Raw genomic sequence first — 24,341 nt, forward strand, 5'->3', positions numbered from 1 at the left:
GAGGCCCCAGGTCTCCCGTCCGACCCAACGGACGACATTGCAAGTGCCCTGTCCACCGGCTCGGCACGAGCATGACCGCCGCGCTGGCTTGCAGGTGCATACGGCCGCTGCCCACCCCGCGCAGGTCTCAGGGTGTGGCTCACTTCCGGTCTGCAGCCCGTCGGGTACCGCTGACGAGGCGTGGGGCAAGAAGGGACTGCCCTGCTCGTAGTAGCACTGCCCACCTCGCCGTCCACATTGGTACGAGCGTCAGGTTGGGAAGAAGAATCATGGGACAGGTCATCATCGGGGTCGATCCCCACAAACTGTCGGCAACCATCGAGGTCGTCGACCAGCAGGAGAAGTTGCTCGGCGCGGGCCGGTTCAGCACCGACCAAGCCGGGTACGCGGCGATGCGCCTCTACGTGAAGTCGTGGCCCGATCATCTCTGGGCGGTGGAGGGCGCCAACGGTGCAGGCCGTCCGCTGGCGCAACGGTTGCTGGAGGCCGGGGAGCACGTCGTGGATGTACCCGCAAAACTCTCCGCCCGCGCGAGGTTGTTCGACACCGGGCAGAACCGCAAGACCGATGCCCTGGATGCGCATTCGATCGCGATGGTCGCGGTCCGCACCGAAGGGTTGCGGGTGCTGAAGGTCGACGGTGAACTGGAGGCGCTCCGAATGTTGGCCGATCGGCGCGAGGCACTCACCCGGCGACGAGTCGCCGTGGTGAACCGGCTGCAGGCGCTGTTGGCTGAATTGCTGCCCGGGCAGGCCAAGAAGGACATCACCACAGGTCAGGCCAAGGCACTGCTGGCCAGCGTGCGACCGCGGGACATCGCGGGCAGGACCCGTCGGCGGATCGCGGCCGAGGAGCTGGCCGAGCTGATCGCGGTGGAGGCCAAGATGAAGAAGGCCACCGCCGAGCTCAAAGTCATGGTCGTAGCACGGGACTCGACTCTGATGGACCTGCACGGTGTCGGACCCGTGGTCGCCGCGCGGATCCTGGCCGATGTCGGTGACATCGCCCGCTTCGCCAACCGGAACCGGTTCGCGTCCTGGACCGGTACCGCGCCGTTGGATGCCTCCTCCGGGGAGCAGAACCGGCACCGTCTCTCCCGGGCCGGGAACCGGCGGATGAACCACATGATCCACATCGCCGCCATCACCCAGCTGCGTCTGGACACCGACGGCCGGGCGTACTACCGGCGCAAGAGAACCGAGGGCAAGAAGCCGATGGAAGCACTGCGCTGCCTCAAACGCCGGGTCTCTGACGCCATCTATCGGCAGTTGGTCGCCGACGCTCAACGCGCCGACGACGCACGACTGGAGGCGGGTCCGGGAGGGCACTGCGGGGCGTCTTTGCTATCCAGCGCGGCCGGCTTGCACCCGCACACCGGCACTTCGGATCGGCCACTTCCCGGACCCGCACCCACGACGCTACCGCTCACCGCGCCTCCTAGAAAGCCCCGTCCGGGACCGGCTCCTCAGCACCCGCGCCGACGTGCCGGAGCCGTCAAGGTGGAGCGCCCTACCGGACGAACGACCTTGACGGCGACAAGCGCCGGCGCACACTCAAAAGAGCCGATCCCGACCCCTTGACAACAGAAGGGAGCCGGAATGCAGCGACTTGGGCATTGGATCTGTGTCGCTGCCGTCAGCAATCGTCGCTGCCGCCCAAGGACTATGTCGGAAACAAGGATGTAGAGGCTACTTGCGGTCCTTGGCGCCAAACATGATGTCGTCCCAGCTGGGAACTCCGGGTCGGCCGTCCTTGCGCCGTGTGGAGCGATCGGTGGCCGCCTCAGGCTTGGGCTCAGAGTTGGACTCGCCACGCTCCGGTGCGTCAGCCGCTGACCCAGCATCATCCTCTGCGTCGGCGGAGGAGGCGTCGTCCGTGTCGGCCGCAGCCGCCTCCGCAGCGTCATCAGACGGTGTGTCCGCCTCGGCCACAGCGCCGGACGAGGAATCCGCCGAGTCGTGGGAGCCGGTGGGCTCCGTGTCCTCTCCGTCGGCCGGACGGTCGGTGTTGAGGGGCGTCTCGTCGAGAGGCAGGTCAGAGTCGGCGCCGTCGAAGCCGTCGGTGTCGAGGTCGTCGTCGATCAACTCGGGATACCTGTTGTCATCCCCGGGACCGAAGAGGTCCGCCAGGGTCGCGTCCTGCGGCGTCGGGTCCACCTCGTAGTTTTCGTCGAAGTCCAGCTCGACGTCATACGTGACCTCCTCCGCAGGGGGAGCCGACGGCTCAGTTGTGGCGGCGGGGGAGTCCTTCCCCTCGGTGGCGCCTCCCGATCCGCTACCAGTGGTCTTGCCCCGTGCACGGCGCCGACGCGACCGCGGCTGCGTCTGCTTGGGAGCGCCGGGACGCGGGGTGGCGCCGTCGGCCTCGCCCTGGGCGTCGGACTCGGCCGGCTCGTCGCTGGCGCCGGCGGCGACAGGCTCCTCGGTATCACTCTGCCCAGCTGCGTCCGTCTCAGGGCCGGACTCTGCGGCGGCGTCCTTATCGGTTTCCGCGGCTGAGTCCCCCTGCTCCGCCTCGCGCGGGTCGGCGAGGTCCTCCAGCGGGAGGACGTCCTCCTCAGCCGGCTCGGCCACCGCGGCCTCACCCGGCAGGGGCGGGGCTGCGGGCGTGCGGCGCTTGCGTCCACGGGTGCGGCTGCGCTCCCGCAGGCTGGTGACCAGGTCCACCTCCTCGCTGACACCGTGGCTGCCCAGCAGCTCCTTGCCGGCGGCGCTGCCCGGCAGCGACTGCTCGTCCTCGCTCAGCCAGCGCGCCTCGTCGTCCAGTGCCTCAACGGTGCGGTCAGCCGGCTCGAAGCGCCAGGACGCAGCACGCTGCCGCTGCCCCGCCACAAAACTGACCAAGACGGTCCAGCTGCCACCCTCGGGTCGGGTCGCGTCCCAGGTGGTGGCCTCGATGTCCACCCCGCGAGCCGCCAGGCGGCCGTGCACCCGGGACTCCAGGGTCGGGACCAGACCCTCGCTGCGACCCCGCACGTGCGCCGCACGGGCCAGCCCCGCGACGTGGCTGCGCTCGGCAACGATCGGTGCCTCGAAGCGGGCGATCCGATCGACCGGCCAGCCGGTCACCGTCGCCACCTCATCAGCCGTCTGGCCAGCGCGGATCATCGCCTGCACGTCACGCGGACGCAACTGGCTGGGGGGAGTGTCGGGCACGGGGCCGCGTGTGCGCACCGCAGCCCGGAGGCGCTCGTCGACAGGGAGCAGCAGTTCCGTGCCGTCCGCCGTCGACAGGACCAGGTGCTGACCATCCTCGTGGACAGCAGTGAACCGCAGCTGTGCCATCAACCCTCCTCGTGTGGACCCGTGGTCCGACTGTGCCACTTCTCACCCCACCTCGGCAGCAGGCCACGCCGCGCCGGGAGCTACCTTAGGCACACCATGGTGACCCAGGACCTTGACCTCCAACTGCTGCTCGACGTGCTCGGGGTCTTTGTCTTTGCCCTTTCCGGCGGCCTCGTGGCGGTCCGCAAGGGCCTGGATCTCATCGGGATCGTCGTCCTCGCCTGGCTCGCCGGCCTCGGCGGCGGCATCATCCGCGACGTCTTCATCGGCGATCTGCCGCCGGTCGGCATCAGCGACTGGCGCCTGCTGGTGACCGCCCTCGCCGCCGGCCTGGGCACCTTCCTCTGGTACAGCCGGTTCCGCAGCCTGGTCGTCTCCTGGTCCGAGACCCGCCTGCGCGGGCTGGTGGGCCGCTCCGTGCGCATCCTCGACGCCTGCGGCCTCAGCCTGTTTGCCGTCAGCGGCTCCCTCAAGGCGCTCGAGCACAACACCGGGGCGATGGCCGCCGTCTTCCTCGGGGTGATCACCGCCGTGGGCGGTGGTGTGCTGCGTGACGTCCTGGCTGGCGAGGTCCCCGAGGTGCTGCGCCGCGAGCTGTATGCCGTGCCCGCCCTGGTGGGTGCCTCTCTCGTCGTCCTCGCCGACTGGCAGGGTTTCCTCACCCCGGTCCTCGTCTGGGCCGCTGTCGCACTGGTCTTTGTCATCCGGATGACGGCCGTGCTCCTTGATCTCAACGCACCAACCGCACTGCGCACGACAGGAGAGCCATCATGAGCAACCCGATCGCCGACCCCGCCGACCCCGGCCAGGAGACCTCCGGGCAGGAGGGAGCCGACCAGCGCCTTAGTGGTGCCGGTGCACCCGCGCAGGAGTCGGCATACGAGACCGAGTCCCTGGCCGAGCTGGAGCGGGACGTGGAGTTGGACAGCACGGCGGAGACCGAGCCCTATGACGCGGTCGTGCTGGTCTCCTTCGGTGGCCCCGAGGCGCCCGAGGAGGTGATGCCCTTCCTGCGTCGGGTGACCCGGGGACGGGGCATCCCCGACGACCGGCTGGCCGACGTCGCCGAGCACTATCAGGCGTTCGGCGGCAAGAGCCCCATCAACGACCAGAACCGGGCCTTGCTGGCCGCGCTGGGCGAGGAGTTCGCCCGACGCGAGATCTCCACGCCGCTGCTGTGGGGCAACCGCAACTCCGAGCCCTTCCTGACCGACACGCTGCGCGGGGCCGCGGGGGAGGGGATGACCCGTTTCCTGGCGGTGACCACCAGCGCCTACTCCTCCTACAGCTCGTGCCGGCAGTACCGCGAGGACATCGCCGAGTCGATCGCCGAGCTGACCGAGGAGGGGACGCCGGTGCGGGTCGACAAGATCCGGCAGTACTGGAACCACCCCGGCTTTGCCTCGACCAACGCCCGCCTGGTCACCGAGGCAGCCCGGCAGGTGCGGGACCGCACCGGTGCCCTGCCGCACCTGGTCTATGTCACCCACTCCATCCCTGACGCGATGGACGACACCTCCGGTCCCGGTGACGGTGAGGGCAATGTCTACAGCGCCCAGCACCAGGCGCTGTCGCAGGCCATCACGGAGGAGGCGCGAGCCACCCTCGGGCAGGGCCTGACCGGTGAACTGACCTACTGCTCCCGCTCCGGACCGCCCACCCAGCCGTGGCTGGAGCCGGACGTCAACGACCGTCTCCGCGAGCTGGCCCAGGAGGGCGTGACGCACGTCGTCATGGCCCCGATCGGCTTTGTCTCCGACCACATGGAGGTGATCTTCGACCTGGACACCGAGGCGCAGGAGACCGCCGCCGAGGTGGGCATCGAGGTGCTGCGCGTGCCGACCGTCGGGATCGACCCGCAGTTTGTCTCCGGCCTGGCCGACCTGGTGTTGGAGCGCGCCGCCGAGGCCCGCGACGAGACGCCGCAGCGCCCGGTCTGGCCGGCTGCCGAGCCGTGGCCGTCGGTGTGCCGTCCGGGGTGCTGCCCCAACCTGCGGGTCGCCAAACCTGCGGCGTGCGGTGCGGACTGACCAGCCAGAAAACGGGCGCGGTGACCCCCCGGGTCGACGGGGCCCCCCGGCATACGGCACAATCCCCGCGAACGCACACACACGGCGGGGTAGGATCCAGCGGCAGCGCGGCTGGGGGTCCTCTCGCACCAGGTCTGAGAACTGGCCAGGCAAGTCCGTGCTCGACATCGGGCACAAAACAACGTCATCCGACGTTCCACGCAGACCATTCGCACATCGCAGGATCAGCCAGACCCTGTGACACCAGCTCGGGAGAGGAGAGGTTCGTCATGGCAACTGACTACGACGCCCCTCGCAAGTCTGAAGACGACATCAATGAGGACTCTCTAGAGGAGCTGAAGGCGCGGCGGGCGGACAAGAGCTCATCCAGTGTCGACGTCGACGAGACGGAGCAGGCTGAGGGCTTCGAGCTCCCCGGGGCAGACCTGTCAGGTGAAGAGCTGTCGGTGCGGGTGCTCCCGCGCCAGGCAGACGAGTTCACCTGCTCGCGCTGCTTCCTGGTGCACCACCGCAGCCAGCTCGCTAAGGAGGTCGGTGGACTGCCCGTCTGCACCGAGTGCGCGGCCTGATCCACCGATGTCGGGTCTCCGCTGAATGCGGGTACCCTCGACTCACGTGACCACCCATGAGGTTCCGGTGCTGCTGCACCGGCTCGACGACGCCCTGCCGGTCCCCGGCAGGGCGCACCCGGGTGACGCCGGTGTCGACCTGCACGCCCGACAGGACGTGACCTTAGAGCCCGGACAGCGGGCCCTGGTCGGCACTGGGATCGCGATCGCCCTCCCCGACGGGTACGCCGCGTTCACCCACCCCCGCTCCGGCCTCGCCGCACGGCACGGGATCACCATCGTCAACGCGCCCGGCACCGTGGACGCCGGCTATCGCGGGGAGATCCTGATCAACCTGCTCAACACCGACAGCACCGAGCCGTTCACCGTCCGCCGCGGCGACCGGATCGCCCAGCTGATCGTGCAACCGGTCTCCGTGGTGGCCTTCACCGAGGTGACCGCGCTGCCCGGCAGCGACCGGGGGACGAGCGGGCACGGAGGATCTGGTGGCTTCGGGGCCGGGGCGCCAGCCACCGACGAGACGACGACCAGCGGGTTCACCACTCGCGCATCCACCCTGACTGAGAAGGACTGACACCGCGTGGGCATCTTCGGCCGCAAGAAGAAGGAGACCGCTGAGGCGGTGGAGGAGATCACTCCTGTCGAGTTGGAGGGCGAGCCCGGTGTCGACCGGCCGTGGGAGCGTGAGCACGACGGCCCCTTCGACGTCGCCGAACGGGACAGCCTGAGCGGTCGTCTCGACCTGGGGGCCCTGCGGGTCCCGGCCGTCCCCGGCATGGAGATGCGTCTCGACGTCGACAAGAAGTCCTCCGCGATCACCGGCGTGACCTGCACCATCCAGGGGTCCAAGCTGCAGCTGCAGGCGTTTGCGGCGCCCCGCCGCGAGGGCCTGTGGGACGAGATCCGCAAGGGCCTGGCCGAGGGCATCACCGGTGCCGGTGGCGCCTCCCAGATCGACCCGGACGGCGTCATGGGCAAGGAGCTCGTGGCGCGCATGCGGACCCAGGACGCCAACGGCCGGGCAGCCGTCGCGCACAACCGGTTCATCGGTGTCGACGGACCCCGCTGGTTCCTGCGCGCCGTGATCAATGGACCGGCTGCGACCGACGCCGCCCAGCTGGCTGTGGTGCGCAAGTTCCTGCGCGCCGTGGTCGTCGACCGCGGCGATGACCCGCGCCCCCCGCGTGAGGTGCTGACTCTGACCGCGCCCAAGGGTGTGATCGAGGAGGCCACCAAGCGCCGTGCTGCTGAGCGGGCTGCTGCCGCGGCCAAGGGCGTCGCCGCCGCGACCGGGGCCGGTGCTGCCGGTGCTGCGACGGCCGGTGCTCCTGCAGCCGGTGCTCCTGCCACGGGTCCCGCCCCGACCGGTGCCCCCGCTGCTGATGCTGCCGCGGGTAGCCCGGCCGAGACCGCGGACCAGGGACCGGACAACGGGACGACCCCGGAGGACTGATGGGCCTGCGCAGCGTGCTCGACGACCTGGCACAGGGCCAGTCCGAGCTGGAGGCCAAGGAGCTGACGATCGAGTGCGCCCGACCCGGCTGCACCCGCATCAGCGACCTGCAGGTGCGCGCCGAGGCCACGGTCACCGGGACGGTGCACAGCATCGCCGTGCTCCCCGCGGAGAAGGCCCCCGAGCTGCGTGTCGAGTTGTATGACGGCACCGGGATCCTCGACGTGATCTGGATGGGCCGCCGCTCGATCGAGGGGATCCGACCCGGGGCCTACCTGACGGTGACCGGACGGGTGACGCTGGCCGACGGCCGCCGGACCATCTTCAACCCGGGCTACGAGATGCTGCCCAGCCATGTCTGAGCAGCCGGCGCCCGGAGCGGGCCAGACACCTGGACCTGAGCATGAGGTGGAGGTCGAGCAGACCGTTGAGCAGGTGATCCGCCAGCGGGTCTCGGACGTGCTGGGCGGCTGGTACGGCTCGCTGGAGACCGCCTTGCCGACGGTAGCCTTCGTCATCATGTGGCTGGTGCGTGACGAGGTCCGTCCAGCACTGCTGGCCGCCGGAGGTGTGGCGATCATCCTGCTGGGGATCCGGCTGCGCATCGGTGGCTCCGTGCGCTTTGTCGTCACCTCGATGTTCGCGACGGCGATCGCGGCCTTCTTTGCGCTGCGCACCGGAGATGCGGAGGACGCCTTCCTGCCGGGCATCCTGACGTCGATGGCCTATGGCGTGGGCACCCTGATCTCGATCATCGCCAAGTGGCCCGCGGTCGGTTTTATCGTCGCCGCCGGCGACCCACAGTTTGCCGAGCGTCCCAGCGCCTGGCGCCAGGACAGCGCCATGGTCCGGGTCTGCTCGCGGCTGACCTGGGTGATGGTCGCCCTCTTTGCCGTGCGCGTGGCGATCATGCTGCCCCTCTATCTCGCCGAGCAGGTCGCCTGGCTCGGCGTCGCCAAGATCGCGCTCGGGTGGCCCGCCTATCTGGCCGCCATCGTGATCATGGGGCTGATGCTCGCCACCGGCAGCACACCGGTCACCGAGGACGCGCACGCCGGGCGGGACGCACCACCGCAGTAGTCCGGCGCCCGATCACGGCACCTGTCCGCGGACCTCTTGACCGCGGGTCACGGGTCACGGGTCCACGGGTCACGGCGTCGGGTGCAGGACCGCCACGAGCTCCATGTGGTGCGTCATCGGGAAGGCGTCAAAGGCCCGCAGATCCGTCAGCGTGTAGCCCTGCTCGGCCAGATAGCCAACATCGCGGGCCAGCGCCGCCGGGTCGCAGGCCACATAGCCGATCGCCCGGGGACGAAGGGCCGCGAGATCCCGGCACACCTGACGTCCGGCGCCGGTGCGCGGCGGATCCAGCACCACCAGGTCGACGGTCGAGCCGGCCCGCACCAGGCGGCGCGTGGCACGGTCGACCCGGTCCCGCACGACCTCGACCCACCCGGAGGCGGCCAGATTGTCCCGGGCGTGCTCGGTGGCGACGCGGTCTCCCTCGATGGCGGTGACCATCCCCTGCGGCCCGACGCGCCGGGCGAGGGCGGCGGCGAAGACACCCACGCCGGCATACAGGTCGAGGGCACGCTCTCCGGGCTGCGGTGCCAACCAGTCCAGCACGGTGCTCACGAAGGTGCGGGCGGCTCCGGGGTGCACCTGCCAGAATCCGCGGGCCGACACCTCAAGCTCGAGATCGCCCACGGGCGGGGTCAGGGCGGAGAGGGCGACCCGCTCACGGACCACAGGGACGGGACCGTCCGGCACCTCGACGACGACCGGCTCGCCGACCGACGGCACGATGACGTCGACGGCGGTGGACCCGGGATGGATCGTCTCCAGCACGCCGGTGCCCAGCACCCGGGGGTCGGCGATCAGGCAGGTGTCGACGGGCACGATGTCGTGGGAGCGGTGCCGCCGCAGACCGGGCCGGCCGTCCTGGTCGACAGCGAACTCGACCCGGGTGCGCCAGCCCAGGCCGTCCCGGTCGCCGGGCACCGCCTCAACCTCAACCTCACGTCCCAGGTGCGCGGTCAGGTCCAGGTCGGCGAGGCGGGAGAACTGCTCGAGGATCACAGCACGCTTCAGCGCCCGCTGCGCGGTCAGGTCCACGTGCTGCCAGTCGCAGCCCCCGCACAGTCCCGGACCGGACCACGGGCAGGGACGCTCGACCCGCCCCGGTGCCGCCTCGAGCACCTCGACGGCGTCAGCACGCAGGAACCGGCCCCGGGGACCGATCTCGGTGACCACCGCCCGCACCCGCTCACCGGGCAGCGTGTGCCGCACAAAGAGGACCTGCCCGTGGTGCCGGGCGACGCAGTGCCCGCCGTGGGCCACCGGACCGACCTCCACCTCGACGCTCGCGCCGACGACCAGCTCGTCCGCTCCTGCCGTCATGCGTCGACCTCCCCGGCCGCCTGCTCGGCCTGCTCCAGCCCGGCACCCTGCCAGGGGACGATCACCAGCATGACCCCGGGCTGTCGCAGGAGCCCACGGCGTAGCCGCTCCAGGGTCCGGTCGCGGATGAAGCGGACCCACCAACCCTCGCGTCCGACATACTCGGCGACATAGACGACGACCACGTCCCGGGGACGGTCCCGGCGGACCCGGCGGACGTAGTCCAGCACCGGACGGACCGACTCGCGGTAGGGGGAGTCGAGGGTGCGCAGGGTGATCGGCAGCTCGCGCTCGGTCCACTGCTCGTGCAGCAGGGCGGTCGCCTCCGGCACCACGTCGACCGTGACCGCCTCGAGGGTCGGTGGCCGGGTGGCCCGGGCATAGGCCAGGGCCCGCATCGTCGGCCGGTCCAGGCGGGGGACATAGACCAGGGCGTGCACCCGCGAGGGCACGACCTGGCTGGCGTCCACCCCCTCGTCCGCCAGCGAGATCTCCTGGTCCATCGTGCGGTGATAGCGGTAAACCATGGTCATCCCCATCCCGATGAGGCCGATGCCGAGGAGGGAGAGCCCCGCCCCGTGGGTGAAGCGTGTGAGCACGACGACGGCCAGCACCAGCGCCGAGACGGTGGCGCCGACCTGGTTGATCGTGCGGGAGCGGATCATCCCCACCCGTTGGCGCACGCTGAGCTCGGTGCGCAGCTGGCGGTTCCAGTGCCGCACCAGCCCGATCTGGCTGACGGTGAAGGAGATGAAGACGCCGACGATATACATCTGGATCAGTTCGGTGACGGTGGCGCGATAGACCAGCACCAGGGCGACCGAGGCCCCCGCCAGCAGCAGGATGCCGTTGGAGTAGGCCAGGCGCTGACCACGGCTGACCAGCCCGCGGGGCAGGAACCGGTCCCGGGCGAGGCGGGAGGCCAGCACGGGGAAGCCGTTGAAGGCGGTGTTGGCGGCGACGAAGAGCATCACGCCGGTGGTGATCGCGACGAGCAGGACGCCGAAGCTGCCGGTGCCGAAGACCACCTTGGACAGCTGCCCCAGGACCGTGTCCTGCACCAGGTCCTCGCTGACGGGTTGCCCATCCAGCCGCAGCTGGGCCGGGTCGGCAGCGATCTGTATGCCGCTCGCCCGGGTCAGCCAGAGCACCGAGACCGTGATGGTGATCGAGATCGCGGCCATCACCGCCAGGATCGAGGCCGCATTGCGGCTCTTGGGGCGGCGCAGGGCTGGGACACCGTTGGCCACTCCCTGCACCCCGGTGAGGGCCACCGACCCGGAGGCGAAGGAGCGCAGCAGCAGGAAGATCAGGCCGAGTGTGGTCAGCTCTCCGTAACCCTCGGCCGGCAGCAGCTCGTAGCGGGCGGAGGCGGCCTGCCCCAGGGTGCCGGTGACCTGCTGGACGACACCCACCACGATGAGCAGCGCGATCGAGCCGAGGAAGGCATAGACCGGCACCGCGAGCGCCCGGCCGGACTCGCGGACCCCGCGCAGGTTGAGCAGGGTCATCAGGGCGACCAGCCCGGCGGCGACCGCAGACTCATAGCCGCGCAGGAACTCCAGGGCGGCCGCGGCGTTCTGCACGCCCGCCGAGACCGAGACGGCCACCGTGAGGATGTAGTCGACGATCAGGGCGGAGCCGACCGTCACCCCCGCGGCCGGTCCCAGGTTGCGTCGGGTCACCTCGTAGTCGCCGCCACCACCGGGGTAGGCATAGACCGCCTGCCGGTAGGAGGCGACGATCACCAGCATCACCAGGGCGACACCGACCCCCACCTCCCAGGAGTGCAGGTAGATCGCGGCACCACCGGCCAGGGCGAGGGTCAGCACGATCTCGTCCACGGCATACGCCACGGAGGAGATGGCGTCGCTGGCGAAGACCGGCAGACCCAGGCGGCGGGGGAGCAGGGTGTCGTTGAGTCGGTCGGTGCGCAGCGCGCGACCCACAAGAACCCGCTTGAGCAGGTTGCCGGACTCCATGCTGGCCACTCTAGGGAGCGAACCGGGTCAGCGACGACATCTGGCGGGAGGGTCCTTGCCGTCATCCGGCCCCGGCGGGGGTAGCGTCGGCTCCGTGCACTTCGTGATCATGGGCTGCGGCCGCGTCGGGGCGACCCTGGCGCACAGCCTGGTGCAGCGTGGCCACGAGGTCGCGGTCATCGACCAGGACGCCGCGGCCTTCCACCGGCTGGGGCCGGACTTTCCGGGGCGGCGGATCAAGGGCGTCGGCTTCGACCGCGACGTGATGAAGGACGCCGGGGTGCCCCAGGCCTATGCCTTCGCCGCGGTCAGCAGCGGGGACAACTCCAACATTATCGCCGCCCGGGTCGCTCGGGAGACCTTTGGCGTGGAGCGGGTCGTGGCCCGCATCTATGACCCCAAGCGGGCCGAGATTTTCCAGCGGCTGGGCATCCCGACGGTGGCGACGGTGCGCTGGACGGCAGACCAGACACTGCACCACCTGCTGCCCGAGGGCAGCACCCCCGACTACTTCGACCCCAGCGGTGCCCTGGTGATGTCCCAGATCCATGTGAACTCACGCTGGATCGGGCGCCGACTGACCGAGATCGAGGGGACCTTCGGGTGCCGGGTGGCCTTCGTGACCCGCCTCGGTGACGCGATGGTGCCGGCCGCCGACACCGTCTATCAGGAGGGCGACGAGCTGCACCTGATCGCCCGGCGCGGCACCCTGCCCGAGCTCGAGCACCGGCTGGACACGATCCGGCCGGAGGACTAGGGGAGGAGGCAGCATGCGAGTCGCAGTCATCGGCGCCGGCAGCGTGGGCGTGTCCATCTGCAAGGAGCTCATCCACAACGGTCACGACGTGCTCATCATCGACCGGGATGCCACCACCGAGCGCACCTCGCTGGTGCCGGCCGCGGAGTGGATCATCGGGGACGCGTGCGAGATCAGCACGCTGACCACGGCCGAGCTGGACAGCTATGACCACGTCGTGTGCGCCACCGGCGACGACAAGGTCAACTTGGTGGTCTCCTTCCTGGCCCGCACTGAGTTCGCGGTGCCGCGCACCGTGGCCCGGGTCAACAACCCGCGCAACGAGTGGCTCTTCAACGACTCCTGGGGGGTTGACGTCGCGGTGTCCACCCCCCGCCTGATGACGGCGCTCGTGGAGGAGGCCGTCTCCGTCGGTGAGGTCGTGCGGCTCTTTGAGTTCCAGCACGGCGCGGCCCACATGGTCGAGCTGACCCTGCCCGAGTCGAGCCCGCTGGTGGGCACCCGCGTCGGGGACGTGCCGCTGCCCCCGGACACCTCGCTGATCGCGATCCTGCGCGACGGCCAGGCGATCTCCCCGAGCCACGACGAGGTCATCGAGGCCGCCGACGAGATCCTCTTCATCTGCCCGCCCGAGGCCGAGCGCAAGCTTGAGCTGACCCTCAACCCGGACAGCCGGGTCCGCGCGGAGCGGGAGGACGACTGACCGCCGGCTGAGGGGCGCGATCGCCGTGAGGACTGCGGGTGGCGATCGTCGTGAGGACTGAGGGTGGCGATCGCCGTAAGAGGCGAGGTTAGGCCAGCCTTGCGTGGACGTGTCCGCCGAGGTGCGGGAGACTGGCTGCTGAGGACGGTTCTGTGATAGAACTATCTTGACGTCAAGATAAATCTGAGAGGAGTCGGCGTGAGCGACACGACCAACAGTTTCGGGGCCAAGGGCACCCTCCAGGTGGGTGACGCCAGTTATGAGATCTATCGCATCACCGACCTCGACGGGGCGGCCAACCTGCCATACAGCCTCAAGGTGCTGCTCGAGAACCTGCTGCGCACCGAGGACGGCAAGAACACCACGGCTGAGCACATCAACGCGCTCGCCCAGTGGGACGAGAACGCCGAGCCGTCCACCGAGATCCAGTTCACCCCCGCCCGCGTGATCATGCAGGACTTCACCGGTGTGCCGTGCGTGGTGGACCTGGCGACCATGCGTGAGGCGATGGTCGACCTGGGCGGCGACCCGACCAAGATCAACCCGCTGGCCCCCGCCGAGCTGGTCATCGACCACTCGGTGATCATCGACGTGTTCGGCCGGGCGGACGCGTTCGAGCGCAACGTGGAGATCGAGTACGAGCGCAACGAGGAGCGTTACCAGTTCCTGCGCTGGGGCCAGACTGCCTTCGAGGACTTCAAGGTCGTGCCCCCGGGCACCGGCATCGTCCACCAGGTCAACATCGAGCACCTGGCGCGCGTGACGATGACCCGTGAGGTCGACGGTGAGCTGCAGGCCTACCCCGACACCCTCGTCGGCACCGACAGCCACACCACCATGGTCAACGGCCTGGGCGTGCTGGGCTGGGGCGTCGGCGGCATCGAGGCCGAGGCAGCCATGCTGGGCCAGCCGGTCTCCATGCTGATCCCCAAGGTCGTGGGCTTCAAACTGTCCGGGTCGATCCCGGCCGGTGCCACCGCGACCGACGTCGTGCTCACGATCACCGAGCAGCTGCGCGACCACGGTGTCGTCGGCAAGTTCGTGGAGTTCTATGGCGAGGGTGTCGCTCAGGTGCCGCTGGCCAACCGGGCCACCATCGGCAACATGAGCCCGGAGTTCGGCTCCACCTGTGCGATCTTCCCGATCGATGGCGTCACGTTGGACTATCTGCGCCTGACCGGTCGTTCCGACGAGCAGGTCGCCCTGGTGGAGGCCTACGCCAAGGAGCAGGGCATGTGGCTCGACGCCTCGATGGAGGCTCGTTACAGCGAGCGCCTCGAGCTCGACCTGTCGACCGTGGTCCCCTCCATCGCCGGCCCGAAGCGTCCGCAGGACCGCATCGCGCTGACCGGGTCGAAGCAGCAGTTCTGGGCAGACCTGCAGAACTACGTGGTCGACGGCAACGGCATCGAGAAGAGCTCGGTGGACCAGGAGCTCAGCGACACGTTCCCGGCCTCGGATGCGCCGTCCCACGACGTGCATGAGAGCTCCGAGACGGCCGGCCGCCCCGAGCACTCCCCGGCGGTGACCAACGGCGACAAGCGCGCGACCAACCCGGCCACGGTCTCCATCAACGGCCAGGAGGTCGAGGTCGATCACGGACACGTCGTGATCGCTTCCATCACCAGCTGCACCAACACCTCCAACCCCTCGGTGATGATGGCCGCCGCGATGCTGGCCAAGAGCGCCGTGGAGCGCGGGCTGACCGTGCCGCCGTGGGTGAAGACATCGATGGCACCGGGGTCCAAGGTCGTCACCGGCTACTTCGAGAAGGCCGGCATGTGGCCCTACCTGGAGAAGCTCGGCTTCCACCTGGTGGGCTACGGCTGCACCACCTGCATCGGCAACTCTGGCCCGATCATCGAGGAGGTCTCCGAGGCGGTCAACGCCAACGACCTCGCGGTGACCTCCGTGCTCTCCGGCAACCGCAACTTCGAGGGCCGGATCAACCCGGACGTCAAGATGAACTACCTCGCCTCCCCGCCGCTGGTCATCGCCTACGCGTTGGCCGGCACGATGGACTTCGACTTCGAGGCCCAGGCGCTGGGTGTCGACACCGAGGGCAACGAGGTCTTCCTCAAGGACATCTGGCCCAACCCGGACGAGGTCGAGGCCACCATCGCCAGCTCGATCAGCAGCGAGATGTTCACCGAGGACTACGCCGACGTCTTCGCCGGTGACGAGCGCTGGCAGGCCCTGTCCACCCCGGACGGGGACACCTTCGAGTGGGTCGACGACTCCACCTACGTGCGCAAGCCTCCATATTTCGAGGGCATGCAGGCGGAGCCGGCTCCGGTCGAGGACGTCAGTGGCGCCCGCGTGCTGGCCAAGCTGGGTGACTCGGTGACCACCGACCACATCAGCCCGGCCGGCTCGATCAAGGCCGACAGCCCGGCGGGTCGCTACCTGTCCGAGCACGGCATCGAGCGCAAGAACTTCAACTCCTACGGCTCGCGTCGTGGCAACCACGAGGTGATGATCCGTGGCACCTTCGCCAACATCCGGCTGCGCAACCAGCTGCTGGACGGTGTCGAGGGCGGCTTCACCCGCAACCTGCTGGACGGCTCCACCGAGCCGGTGTCGATCTATGACGCGGCCCAGGCCTATGCCGAGGCCGGCGTCCCGCTGGTCATCCTGACCGGCAAGGAGTACGGCTCGGGCTCCTCGCGTGACTGGGCTGCCAAGGGCACCCGTCTGCTGGGCGTCAAGGTCGTCATCGCCGAGTCCTACGAGCGGATCCACCGCTCCAACCTGATCGGGATGGGCGTCCTGCCGCTGGAGTACCCCTCCGGGCAGACTGCCGAGTCCCTGGGCCTGGACGGCACCGAGACGTTCTCGTTCACCGGCATCACGGCGCTGAACGACGGCATCCCGGAGACGGTCCACGTCGTCGCCGAGAAGGAGGGCGGCGAGAAGGTCGAGTTCGACGCCGTGGTGCGCATCGACACCCCCGGCGAGGCGGACTACTACCGCAACGACGGCATCCTGCAGTACGTGCTGCGTTCGCTGGTCTCTGCCTGAGTCTGAGCACCAACCGCACACGGCGGCCCCGCACCGGAGACATCCGGGGCGGGGCCGCTGCCGTCGGTGGGAATGGACAGACGGGCATCCCTGTTGTAATACTTGAACCATCAACAACGTAGAGGATGTCGCATGGCCACCACGCCTGACCTGATCACCCCCAAGGATCTGCTCGCCGCCGACACCGCCATGGGCGCGGTGACCCTCGACGTTGCCGATCTCGACGTGATGACCGCCTACTACCGCGACGCGATCGCGTTGCAGGTGCTGTCCAGCCAGGGCTCGGAGGTGACCCTCGGTCGCGGGACCGAGCCCGTCGTCATACTCCGGCACAGCCCCGCGCTGAAGGCGGCGAGCCCCGGTCAGGCCGGCCTGTTCCACACCGCGATCCTGTTTGAGACCCAGGAGGCGCTGGCAGCCGCCGTGGCGACCGCTGCGCAGTATCCGGGCGTGAAGTTCGTCGGCTCCAGCGACCACCTGGTCAGCCAGGCGTTCTACTTCGACGACCCGGAGGGCAACGGCATCGAGCTCTACTGGGACCGTGACCGCAGCCAGTGGAGCTGGACGCACGGGCAGGTCGAGATGAGCACCCTCTTCCTTGACCCCAACGAGTTCCTGCGCGAGCACCTCAGCGAGCAGGGACTGGCTGACCCGACCTCACTGGGCGGTGCCATCGTCGGTCACGTCCACCTGTCCGTGGGTGACGTGGCGACAGCCAGGGACTTCTATGTCGGCAAGCTGGGTTTTGAGACCACGGCCACCCTGGGCAACCAGGCCCTGTTCGTCAGCGCCGGCAAGTATCACCACCACATGGCGATGAACGTGTGGAACTCGCGCGGAGCGGGGCCGCGGCAGCAGACCCTGGGTCTGGGCCAGGTCGACATCATCGTCCCGACCGCTGACGAGGTCGGCGCGCTGACCGAGCGGATGAAGCACTACGGCATGCAGACGCGTGACGACGGTCGCACCGTGTCCTTCGACGACCCGTGGGCCAACCTGATCAATGTCCGTGTCGCTGACTGATCAGGTCGATCCGCCGGGCGGGCTCAGTCTCTCGTGGGAGGCCTCGCCCCGGCGAGCAGCTCCTCAGCCAGGCGGGCGACCCGGGCCTCGATGTCCGCGCGGATGAGCCGCATCCGCTCCAGGCCCTCGATGCCGCGCAGTGAGGGCTCATCGGTCTCCCACCGCTCGACCGGCACTGTCGTGGCCTCGAGCTGAGCCTCAGAGCCGAGGATGACCACGCGATCGACCGTGCCGAGCAGCGAGGGATCGACCGCCTTGGGGTGCTCCCCGTCGGTGGGTGCACCCACCTCGGCCAGAGACTCGACCGACTGTGGGTTCAACCCTGTGCCGGGTCGGGTGCCGGCCGAGTGCACCGCGATCTGATCGCCCACCCGGTGGCGCAGGAGGGCGGCCGCCATCTGGGACTTCCCGCCGTTCTTGACACACACGAAGAGCACCGAGGGCCGCGCGTCACTCATGCGCCCAGTATGTCGTGTGGCGGAAGGAGGGCGGCGCACAGCCGGTTGCTGTTGCGCTCCTCCAGTGCCTCGCCCAGCACCAGCGTGCGGCGACAGGTGCTCCCGACGGAAGGCCGCGCTGCTGTCAGCAGCGCCCGGGTGCAGGCACCGCTATCCTCGGCTGCATGGCGACAGCGACTGTTGCCCCAGGGGACGTGGGGGCGAGATCACGCGGCGGGACGGCGTGGCAGGTGGCGCGGTGGGTGACTCTCGGGCTGTATGCCGTCACGGTCATCGTGGCGGTCCTGACAGGTGCGCGGGTGGGCACCTTCGAGGACCTGCAGTCCGATCTTGCGCGGGGCGCGGTGTCCCAGGTGCGGGTCGAGGGGTTTGCGGGTGCACCCACGGACTACTCCGACGGCGTCCAGGGGGTCACCATGGTGCGTCTCGTGTGGCAGGACGGATGGCGTCGCAGCGCCGCAGAGGTTCAGCTCGCCAGCTCGGTGGAGGAGTTGGAGGCGCAGGGGTTCGACAGCACCCCGGGGACATTCATCATCGGTGACGTCGACCGGGCGCTGCGGGAGTTCTCCCCCGACGTGGAGGTCGTGGGGGCAACACTCTCGAACGGGATCTACAGCACGGTCGGCGGGTGGGAGCTGCGCGGCATGGGGGCCTACCTTCCGGGAGTGCTGATCGTCACCTTCCTCCTGGTGCTGGTCAACGCACCCGAGCCCCGTCTGGCCACCCGCTGGGCCTGGGTGTGGCTCACGTTCAGCCCGGCCATGGTGATCGCCGTGCCCGCCTTCCTCCTCGTCGGTGCCCGTGGTCAGGTCCCCGGCCGCCGCCGCATCACCGGCGTCGTCGCCTTCCTGATCGTCGTCCTGCTGCTGTAGGGCCTCGGCCCCCGAACCTGGGCGCGCAGATTGTGGTCGTGCGACGGCTATATCCCGTGTCACGGCCTCATAAGCGTGCTCAGGTTCAGATCCCAAGGTTGCTCAGAGGTCGGTGAGCGCGATGCCGCTGTCGGCGAGTTGCTCCGGCGCGATCTGTCGCCCGATGAGGGCACGCAGGTCGTCGTTGACGTCCCAGATGTTGACGTTCATGGCCGCGCTCACCGCTCCGGCGTGCAACCAGAAGGCGATGAACTCGCCGGAGCCCAGGTCGCCGCGGATCACCACGTCATCCTCGGCGCTGCCGTGCCCGACATACTCCATGCCGAGGTCGAACTGGTCGGTGTAGAAGTAGGGCGCCCAGTCATAGGTCTCGGAGCCGCCCGTGATGGTGGCTGCCGCCAGCTTGCCCTGCCGGATGGCGTTGTCCCAGTGCTCAACCCGCAGCGGCGCACCCAGGACCGTATGCCGTGCCTGAGCCACGTCTCCGACGGCCAGGACGTCGGGGTCGTCCACCGAGCGCAGGTGCTCATCCACCAGGACACCGGACTCCACGGTCAGACCCGCGGCCTGGGCCAGCCCCGTGTTGGGAACGGCACCGACCCCGAGCAGCACGAGATCGGCCGGCAGGGTCTCGCCGTCCACGACGACGCCGGTGACCTTGCCGTCGCTGCCGGTCAGCTCGGACACGCCCACACCGGTCCGCAGGTCGACCCCGTGGTCACGGTGCAACTGGGCGAAGTGCTGGGCGACGGTGGCCCCGAGCACCGGGAGCAACGGCAGCTCAGCGCGCTCCAGGACGGTGACCTCGCACTCGCCAGCCCGGGCCGCAGCCGCGACCTCGAGGCCGATCCAGCCCCCGCCGACGATGACGATGCGGGCGTGGTGTCCGATGGCCTCGCGCAGGGCGTCGCTGTCACTGATCCGGCGCAGCGTCAGCACGCCGGCCAGGTCGGCTCCGGGCAGGGGGATGCGGCGCGGCTCGGCACCGGTGGCCAGCACGAGCGAGCTGTAGCCCAGCCGCTCACCACTGGCCAGCTCGACCTCGTGCCCGGTCCGGTCGATGGCGACGGCGGCGTCACCGAAGTGGGTCGAGACATCGTGCTCGGCATACCAGTCGGCGGGGTGGACATAGGCCTCCTCGAGGTCCTCGTCCCCCTGCAGATAGCCCTTGGACAGGGGTGGGCGCTGATAGGGGCGCTCCTGCTCATCGCCCACCAGGGTGACGGGCCCGGCATACTCACGTGCGCGCAGCGCCTCGACGACCGTGGCTCCGGCGAGTCCGGCGCCGATCACCACCACGCCGGGCTGTGCCTCGGGTGCGGGGGTTGCCTGCTCGGTGGTGGACATGGCGGATCCTTTCGTGGGGGTCAGTGCAGGAGAGTGAGGAACTCGGCGCGGGTGGCTCCGTCACGCAGCGCGCCCCGCAGCGCCGACGTGCGGGTGGTGGTGCCGGCGGCCCGCACCCCGCGCAGGGTCATGCAGGTGTGTTCGGCCTCGATGACCACGCCGACGCCGCGCGGTGTCAGCTCATGGTCGATCCAGTCGGCGACCTGCTGGGTCAGCCGCTCCTGGACCTGGGGGCGGCGGGCAAACATCTGCACGACGCGGGCAAACTTGGACAGGCCGAGGATGCGCTGGCCGGGCAGATAGCCGATGTGCGCGCGGCCGGTGAAGGGCAGCAGGTGGTGCTCGCAGACCGACTGCACGGGGATGGCGCGGACCAGGACGAGTTCGTCATAGCCCTCGTCGTTGTCGAAGGTGGTCATCTCGAACGGTCGTGAGGAGAGCATGGCGGCATAAGCCTGGGCCATCCGGCGCGGGCTGCGGGCCATGCTCTCGTTGTCGCAGTCGACACCGAGGGCGGCGAGGAAGGCCGCCGCGGCCTCGGTGGCCTGGTCGAGCCGGTCCGCGACGTGAGGCACCGGGGTGGGGGACAGCTCGGAGTATGTCGTCACGCGGGTCCTCCTGGGTGGTGCTGGACGGAGCTTCTAACGGAGAGTACTCTTGACGTTAGACCTGAAGGTGCTGCGACGCAAGAGGAGGATCCATGACGGGGGAGCCGTTCGAGCGGGCGGTGGACAGCATCGCCTCCCTGGCCGAGCCGGTGCGGAGAGAGCTCTATCGGTATGTGTGCCAGCGGGACGTCCCGGTGGGTCGCGAGGAAGCGGCAGAGGCGACGGGCCTGGCCCACCACACGGTGAAGTTCCACCTGGACCGGTTGGCCGCCGACGGCCTGTTGGAGGTGGACTATCAACGGCTCGGCGACAGGACCGGCCCAGGCGCCGGAAGGCCGGCCAAGGTCTATCGCCGCGTCGAAGAGGAGGTCAGCATCTCCCTGCCGGCGCGCGATTATGCCCTGGCCGGAGAGCTGCTGGCCGCTACCGTCGACGCTGCGGCGATGTCCGGGCGGCCGGTCCTGGAGGTGCTGACCGAGGTGGCCACGGCGCGCGGTGCAGAGCTGGCTCGGGACGCCTCGGCGCCAGACGCCTCAGCTGCGCAGCCAGGGGGGCCTGGCGGGAGCGACGTGTTGGCGATCGCCTCCGAGGCGCTGGCCCGGCACGGTTTTGAACCGCGCAGCGACGGCGACCGGGTGCTGTTGACCAACTGCCCGTTCCACGCTCTCGCGCAGCGGCACACGCAACTGGTCTGCGGCATGAACCACGCCATGCTTGAGGGCTTCACGGGTGAGCTGGCCCCGGGGTGCCTGGCCGCACACCTCGACCCTGCCCCCGGGCGTTGCTGCGTGACCCTCAGTCAGCAGCGATGACAGAGTCCGTCAGGAGCGTCGGCCGGAGGCGGTCAGCCAGCTCTCGTCCAGGGCCGGCGAGTCCGTGTCGTCGGCCGGGTCGGACGGACTCGGCTCAGCCGTCACCGTGACGTCCGTGTCCGGCTCGGACGGGCTCGGCTCAGCCGTCACCGTGACGTCCGTGTCCGGCTCGCCAACCAACGGCCCCGGGCCCACGGGCGCACCGGTGGTCCAGAAGATGCCGAGCCGCATGCCGTGCAGGTCCTGCACGTGGATGTCCATGTCGAAGACCTCGCGCAGCACCTCGCGCTGCATGATCTCGTGCGGGCCACCCTGGAGCACGACCCGTCCGTCGCGCATCGCCACGATGTGGTCGGAGAAGCAGGAGGCGAAGTTGATGTCGTGCAGCACCAGGACGATCGTCTTGCCCAGGTCGTCGGCCGCCCGTCGCAGCAGCGTCATCATCGACGACGCGTGCTTCATGTCGAGATTATTGAGCGGCTCGTCCAGCAGGATGTAGTCGGTGTCCTGCGCCAGGATCATCGCGATGTAGGCCCGCTGGCGCTGCCCGCCGGAGAGCTGGTCCAGGAAGCGGTCGCGCAGCGGCTGCAGGTCCAGATAGTCCAGGGCTTCGTCGACCAGCTGGTGGTCCTCCGGGTTCAGGCGCCCCTTGGAGTAGGGGAAGCGCCCGAAGCGCACCAGGTCCACCACGGTCAGCCGGGCGGTGATGCGGTTGTCCTGGCGCAGCACGGCCAGCCGGCGGGCGATCGCGTCGTCACCGGCGGTCTGCACGTCGAGGCCGTCGATCAGCACCGTGCCGCTCTCGGGCTTGATCAGCCGACTGATCACCGACAACAGCGTCGACTTGCCGGCACCGTTTGCCCCGACGATCGAGGTCAGCTGCCCGACCGGAAGGGTGAGCCCGACCTCGTCGAGCACCAGCTGGCGGTCATAGCGGTGGCTGACATTGCGGATGGTGATCACAGTTTGACCGTCCTCATGAGAAGCAGGATGAAATAGATGCCACCGACCAGGTTGACGACCACGCTCAAGGTGGTGGCGTTGTCCATCAGGTGACCGACCACGAACTGCCCCCCGACCGTGCAGAGCACGCCCACCAGGGCCGATCCCAGGACCAACTCGGTATGCCGGTGAGTCGGCAGGATCTGCCGGGCCAGGTTAGCCACGATGAGACCGAGGAAGAGCATCGGCCCCACCAGGGCGGTCGAGACGGCCACCAGCAGGGTCACCACGGCCAGGCTGAAGGTGACCACCCGGTGATAGGGCAGCCCGAGGGCCAGGGCGTTGTCATAACCGAGGTCGACAACGTCGAGCTGGCGCAGCAAGGGCACCAGGGCCGCCAGGCCGACCGCGCAGACGATGGCCGCCACGACCAGCAGGTCACCGTCCACGGTGTTGAAGGTGGCGAACATGACGTCCTGCAGGGTCAGGAAGTCGTTGGGGCTGAGCACGCGCGAGGCCAGCGACGTCAGCGAGCCGAAGAGCGAGCCGATCACGATGCCGACCAGGACCAGCACCAGCAGGTTGCGGCTGTTGCGCCCGAACAGCCAGCGGAAGAGCAGCATGCCGAAGACGACCAGTGCCGCGGTGTTGATCAGGAAGCGCTCGCCGACGCTCATCAGCATGAACGTGCTGCTGCCGAAGAAGAACACGATGACCGTCTGCACGAGCATGTAGAGCGCGTCGAAGCCCATCACGCTCGGCGTCAGGATCCGGCTGCCGGCGATGGTCTGGAAGACCAGGCTGGAGGCACCCACCGCGGCCCCCACCACGATCAGTGACCCGACCTGGCGGCTGCGCAGGTCCATCGCATAGCTCCAGGAGCCGCGCACGTCATAGGTCAGGTAGCCGATCACGGCCAGCACCGAGACCACGGCCAGGATGCCCAAGGTCATCCGGATCCGGCGTCGGCGTCGCGCCTCCTCGGCGCTGGTGTGCGAGCCGATCGGCGCGGAGCGTCCTCGCGCGGCGGCGCGCTCGCGGACGAACTGGAGGGCCGTCATACCGTCGCCCCCTTGGCGGAGCGCAGGATGAGCCAGATGAAGACTGCCCCGCCGATCGCGCCCGCGATGGTGGCGACGGGCAGCTCGTAGGGGTGGATGACGGTGCGCCCGACCACGTCGCAGGCGAGCACGAAGCCGGCGCCGGCCAGGGCCGTGACGGGCAGGACGCGCCGCACGTTGTCACCCATCATCAGGGTGACCACGTTGGGCACGATCAGGCCCAGGAACGGGATCGCGCCGACTACGACGACCACGACCGCGGCCATCACCGAGACCACGATGAGGCCGATATAGAGGATGCGCTGGTAGTTCAGGCCGAGGTTGGTCGCGAAGGACTCACCCATCCCGATCACGGTGAACCGGTCGGCGAAGAGATAGCCGATCACCCCAACCACCAGCACGATGTAGAGCGGCTCGTAGCGGCCCTCGAGGATGCCGGAGAAGGAGCCGGTGGTCCAGATGTCGAGGAACTGCACCATGTCGCGCTGGTAGGCGACGAAGGTGGTGATGGCGGCCAGGACCCCGCCATACATCAGGCCGACCAGGGCGACCACGATGCTCTCGCGGTGCTGGATGCGCTGCAGCATCTGCAGGAAGATCAGGGTGCCGGCAATGGCGGTGACGATCGCGATGAGCATCTTGGCCACCAGCGAGGTGGAGTTGAAGAACATCGTGGCGATCAGGATGCCTAGGACCGCGGCCTCCACCGTCCCCGAGGTGCTGGGGGAGACGAAGCGGTTGGCGGTAATGCGCTGCATGATCAGGCCGGCGACCGACAGGGCCGCGCCGGCCATCAGGATGGACAGCAGGCGGGGGAGTCGCGAGGTCGTCAGGATGTGCCAGTCAACCGTCGCGGGGGAGAGCAGGTCAGCGACCCCGAGGCTGCTCGCTGCGCCGATGCCCAGCGAGAAGTAGCTGCCCACTGCCAGGACGGCCGCGGCGATCCAGAGGTGGACGGCACGAACCCCGCCACGGCTCTGGGCCGAGGCGGGGCGTGTGCTGGTGGCTGTGGGACTCAC

General features: G+C 69.3%; 23 protein-coding genes. 14 read left to right on the forward strand and 9 right to left on the reverse strand.

Annotated elements, in window-relative coordinates; translation table 11 throughout:
- The first annotated feature begins 269 nt into the window (after nt 1–269).
- Nucleotides 270–1,580, forward strand: a complete 1,311-nt coding sequence (locus FNH13_RS09020; RefSeq protein WP_143783141.1) for an IS110 family RNA-guided transposase — start codon at nt 270–272, stop codon at nt 1,578–1,580.
- 108 nt (nt 1,581–1,688) lie between these two features.
- On the opposite strand, the gene sepH is transcribed toward FNH13_RS09020, so the two are convergent.
- A complete protein-coding gene (gene sepH / locus FNH13_RS09025; RefSeq protein ID WP_143783142.1) occupies nt 1,689–3,284 on the reverse strand; it encodes a septation protein SepH in 1,596 nt (531 codons plus the stop codon).
- Between the two features lie 96 nt (nt 3,285–3,380).
- Here sepH and FNH13_RS09030 point away from each other — a divergent pair, with 96 nt between their 5' ends.
- The 7 genes from FNH13_RS09030 to FNH13_RS09060 all read left to right on the forward strand — a co-directional run bounded on the left by FNH13_RS09030 (nt 3,381) and on the right by FNH13_RS09060 (nt 8,416).
- Nucleotides 3,381–4,058 (forward strand): trimeric intracellular cation channel family protein, encoded by a 678-nt coding sequence (locus tag FNH13_RS09030; protein WP_143783143.1) that lies wholly within the window; start codon nt 3,381–3,383, stop codon nt 4,056–4,058.
- A complete protein-coding gene (locus FNH13_RS09035; protein WP_143783144.1) occupies nt 4,055–5,314 on the forward strand; it encodes a ferrochelatase in 1,260 nt (419 codons plus the stop codon). Before FNH13_RS09030 ends, FNH13_RS09035 begins: the two co-directional genes overlap by 4 nt.
- A 269-nt stretch (nt 5,315–5,583) precedes the next feature.
- Nucleotides 5,584–5,883, forward strand: coding sequence for a DUF4193 domain-containing protein (locus FNH13_RS09040; protein WP_143783145.1), 300 nt, complete (start codon nt 5,584–5,586; stop codon nt 5,881–5,883).
- A gap of 46 nt (nt 5,884–5,929) precedes the next feature.
- Nucleotides 5,930–6,457 carry a dUTP diphosphatase gene (gene dut / locus FNH13_RS09045; protein ID WP_228266678.1) on the forward strand — a complete coding sequence of 176 codons (528 nt, stop codon included), beginning with the start codon at nt 5,930–5,932 and terminating at the stop codon, nt 6,455–6,457.
- Nucleotides 6,458–6,463: 6 nt separating this feature from the next.
- Nucleotides 6,464–7,336: a DUF3710 domain-containing protein gene (locus FNH13_RS09050; protein WP_143783147.1), complete on the forward strand. Its 873-nt coding sequence runs from the start codon at nt 6,464–6,466 to the stop codon at nt 7,334–7,336.
- Entirely contained in the window at nt 7,336–7,698 is a 363-nt protein-coding gene (locus FNH13_RS09055; protein ID WP_143783148.1) for an OB-fold nucleic acid binding domain-containing protein, read from the forward strand. Before FNH13_RS09050 ends, FNH13_RS09055 begins: the two co-directional genes overlap by 1 nt.
- Nucleotides 7,691–8,416 (forward strand): DUF3159 domain-containing protein, encoded by a 726-nt coding sequence (locus FNH13_RS09060; protein WP_143783149.1) that lies wholly within the window; start codon nt 7,691–7,693, stop codon nt 8,414–8,416. Before FNH13_RS09055 ends, FNH13_RS09060 begins: the two co-directional genes overlap by 8 nt.
- Before the next feature lie 69 nt (nt 8,417–8,485).
- On the opposite strand, the gene FNH13_RS09065 is transcribed toward FNH13_RS09060, so the two are convergent.
- Together FNH13_RS09065 and FNH13_RS09070 are read right to left on the reverse strand one after the other, a co-directional pair.
- Nucleotides 8,486–9,736, reverse strand: a complete 1,251-nt coding sequence (locus FNH13_RS09065; RefSeq protein WP_143783150.1) for a class I SAM-dependent RNA methyltransferase — start codon at nt 9,734–9,736, stop codon at nt 8,486–8,488.
- Nucleotides 9,733–11,718, reverse strand: coding sequence for an APC family permease (locus FNH13_RS09070; protein WP_143783151.1), 1,986 nt, complete (start codon nt 11,716–11,718; stop codon nt 9,733–9,735). The genes FNH13_RS09065 and FNH13_RS09070 overlap by 4 nt, the downstream gene beginning before the upstream one ends.
- Nucleotides 11,719–11,812: 94 nt before the next feature.
- Here FNH13_RS09070 and FNH13_RS09075 point away from each other — a divergent pair, with 94 nt between their 5' ends.
- From FNH13_RS09075 to FNH13_RS09090, 4 genes are all read left to right on the forward strand, one after another.
- On the forward strand, nt 11,813–12,475 hold the full coding sequence (locus FNH13_RS09075) for a potassium channel family protein (protein WP_143783152.1): 663 nt from the start codon (nt 11,813–11,815) through the stop codon (nt 12,473–12,475).
- A gap of 13 nt (nt 12,476–12,488) precedes the next feature.
- Nucleotides 12,489–13,178 carry a potassium channel family protein gene (locus FNH13_RS09080; protein WP_143783153.1) on the forward strand — a complete coding sequence of 230 codons (690 nt, stop codon included), beginning with the start codon at nt 12,489–12,491 and terminating at the stop codon, nt 13,176–13,178.
- A gap of 198 nt (nt 13,179–13,376) precedes the next feature.
- Nucleotides 13,377–16,199, forward strand: coding sequence for an aconitate hydratase (locus FNH13_RS09085; protein WP_143783154.1), 2,823 nt, complete (start codon nt 13,377–13,379; stop codon nt 16,197–16,199).
- Between the two features lie 132 nt (nt 16,200–16,331).
- Nucleotides 16,332–17,222: a VOC family protein gene (locus FNH13_RS09090; RefSeq protein ID WP_228266679.1), complete on the forward strand. Its 891-nt coding sequence runs from the start codon at nt 16,332–16,334 to the stop codon at nt 17,220–17,222.
- A gap of 23 nt (nt 17,223–17,245) precedes the next feature.
- On the opposite strand, the gene FNH13_RS09095 is transcribed toward FNH13_RS09090, so the two are convergent.
- On the reverse strand, nt 17,246–17,680 hold the full coding sequence (locus FNH13_RS09095; RefSeq protein WP_143783155.1) for an arsenate-mycothiol transferase ArsC: 435 nt from the start codon (nt 17,678–17,680) through the stop codon (nt 17,246–17,248).
- Between the two features lie 164 nt (nt 17,681–17,844).
- Between FNH13_RS09095 and FNH13_RS09100 the strand changes: the two genes are divergently transcribed.
- The gene (locus FNH13_RS09100) at nt 17,845–18,552 is read left to right on the forward strand and encodes a hypothetical protein (protein ID WP_143783156.1); all 708 of its coding nucleotides are present in this window, start codon (nt 17,845–17,847) and stop codon (nt 18,550–18,552) included.
- A gap of 102 nt (nt 18,553–18,654) precedes the next feature.
- On the opposite strand, the gene FNH13_RS09105 is transcribed toward FNH13_RS09100, so the two are convergent.
- Nucleotides 18,655–19,899: an NAD(P)/FAD-dependent oxidoreductase gene (locus tag FNH13_RS09105; RefSeq protein ID WP_143783157.1), complete on the reverse strand. Its 1,245-nt coding sequence runs from the start codon at nt 19,897–19,899 to the stop codon at nt 18,655–18,657.
- A gap of 20 nt (nt 19,900–19,919) precedes the next feature.
- On the reverse strand, nt 19,920–20,507 hold the full coding sequence (folE, locus tag FNH13_RS09110; RefSeq protein WP_143783158.1) for a GTP cyclohydrolase I FolE: 588 nt from the start codon (nt 20,505–20,507) through the stop codon (nt 19,920–19,922).
- A 92-nt stretch (nt 20,508–20,599) separates the two neighbouring features.
- Between folE and FNH13_RS09115 the strand changes: the two genes are divergently transcribed.
- On the forward strand, nt 20,600–21,319 hold the full coding sequence (locus FNH13_RS09115; protein ID WP_143783159.1) for a helix-turn-helix transcriptional regulator: 720 nt from the start codon (nt 20,600–20,602) through the stop codon (nt 21,317–21,319).
- A gap of 9 nt (nt 21,320–21,328) precedes the next feature.
- Here the strand turns inward: FNH13_RS09115 and FNH13_RS09120 are convergent, their stop codons facing one another.
- The 3 genes from FNH13_RS09120 to FNH13_RS09130 are packed head-to-tail and all read right to left on the reverse strand — an operon-like array spanning nt 21,329 to nt 24,341.
- Nucleotides 21,329–22,282, reverse strand: coding sequence for an iron ABC transporter ATP-binding protein (locus tag FNH13_RS09120; protein WP_143783160.1), 954 nt, complete (start codon nt 22,280–22,282; stop codon nt 21,329–21,331).
- A complete protein-coding gene (locus FNH13_RS09125; RefSeq protein WP_202878909.1) occupies nt 22,279–23,322 on the reverse strand; it encodes an iron chelate uptake ABC transporter family permease subunit in 1,044 nt (347 codons plus the stop codon). Before FNH13_RS09125 ends, FNH13_RS09120 begins: the two co-directional genes overlap by 4 nt.
- Nucleotides 23,319–24,341, reverse strand: a complete 1,023-nt coding sequence (locus tag FNH13_RS09130; protein WP_143783161.1) for an ABC transporter permease — start codon at nt 24,339–24,341, stop codon at nt 23,319–23,321. Before FNH13_RS09130 ends, FNH13_RS09125 begins: the two co-directional genes overlap by 4 nt.

The sequence above is a fragment of the Ornithinimicrobium ciconiae genome (assembly GCF_007197575.1).
Classification (GTDB): domain Bacteria; phylum Actinomycetota; class Actinomycetes; order Actinomycetales; family Dermatophilaceae; genus Ornithinicoccus; species Ornithinicoccus ciconiae.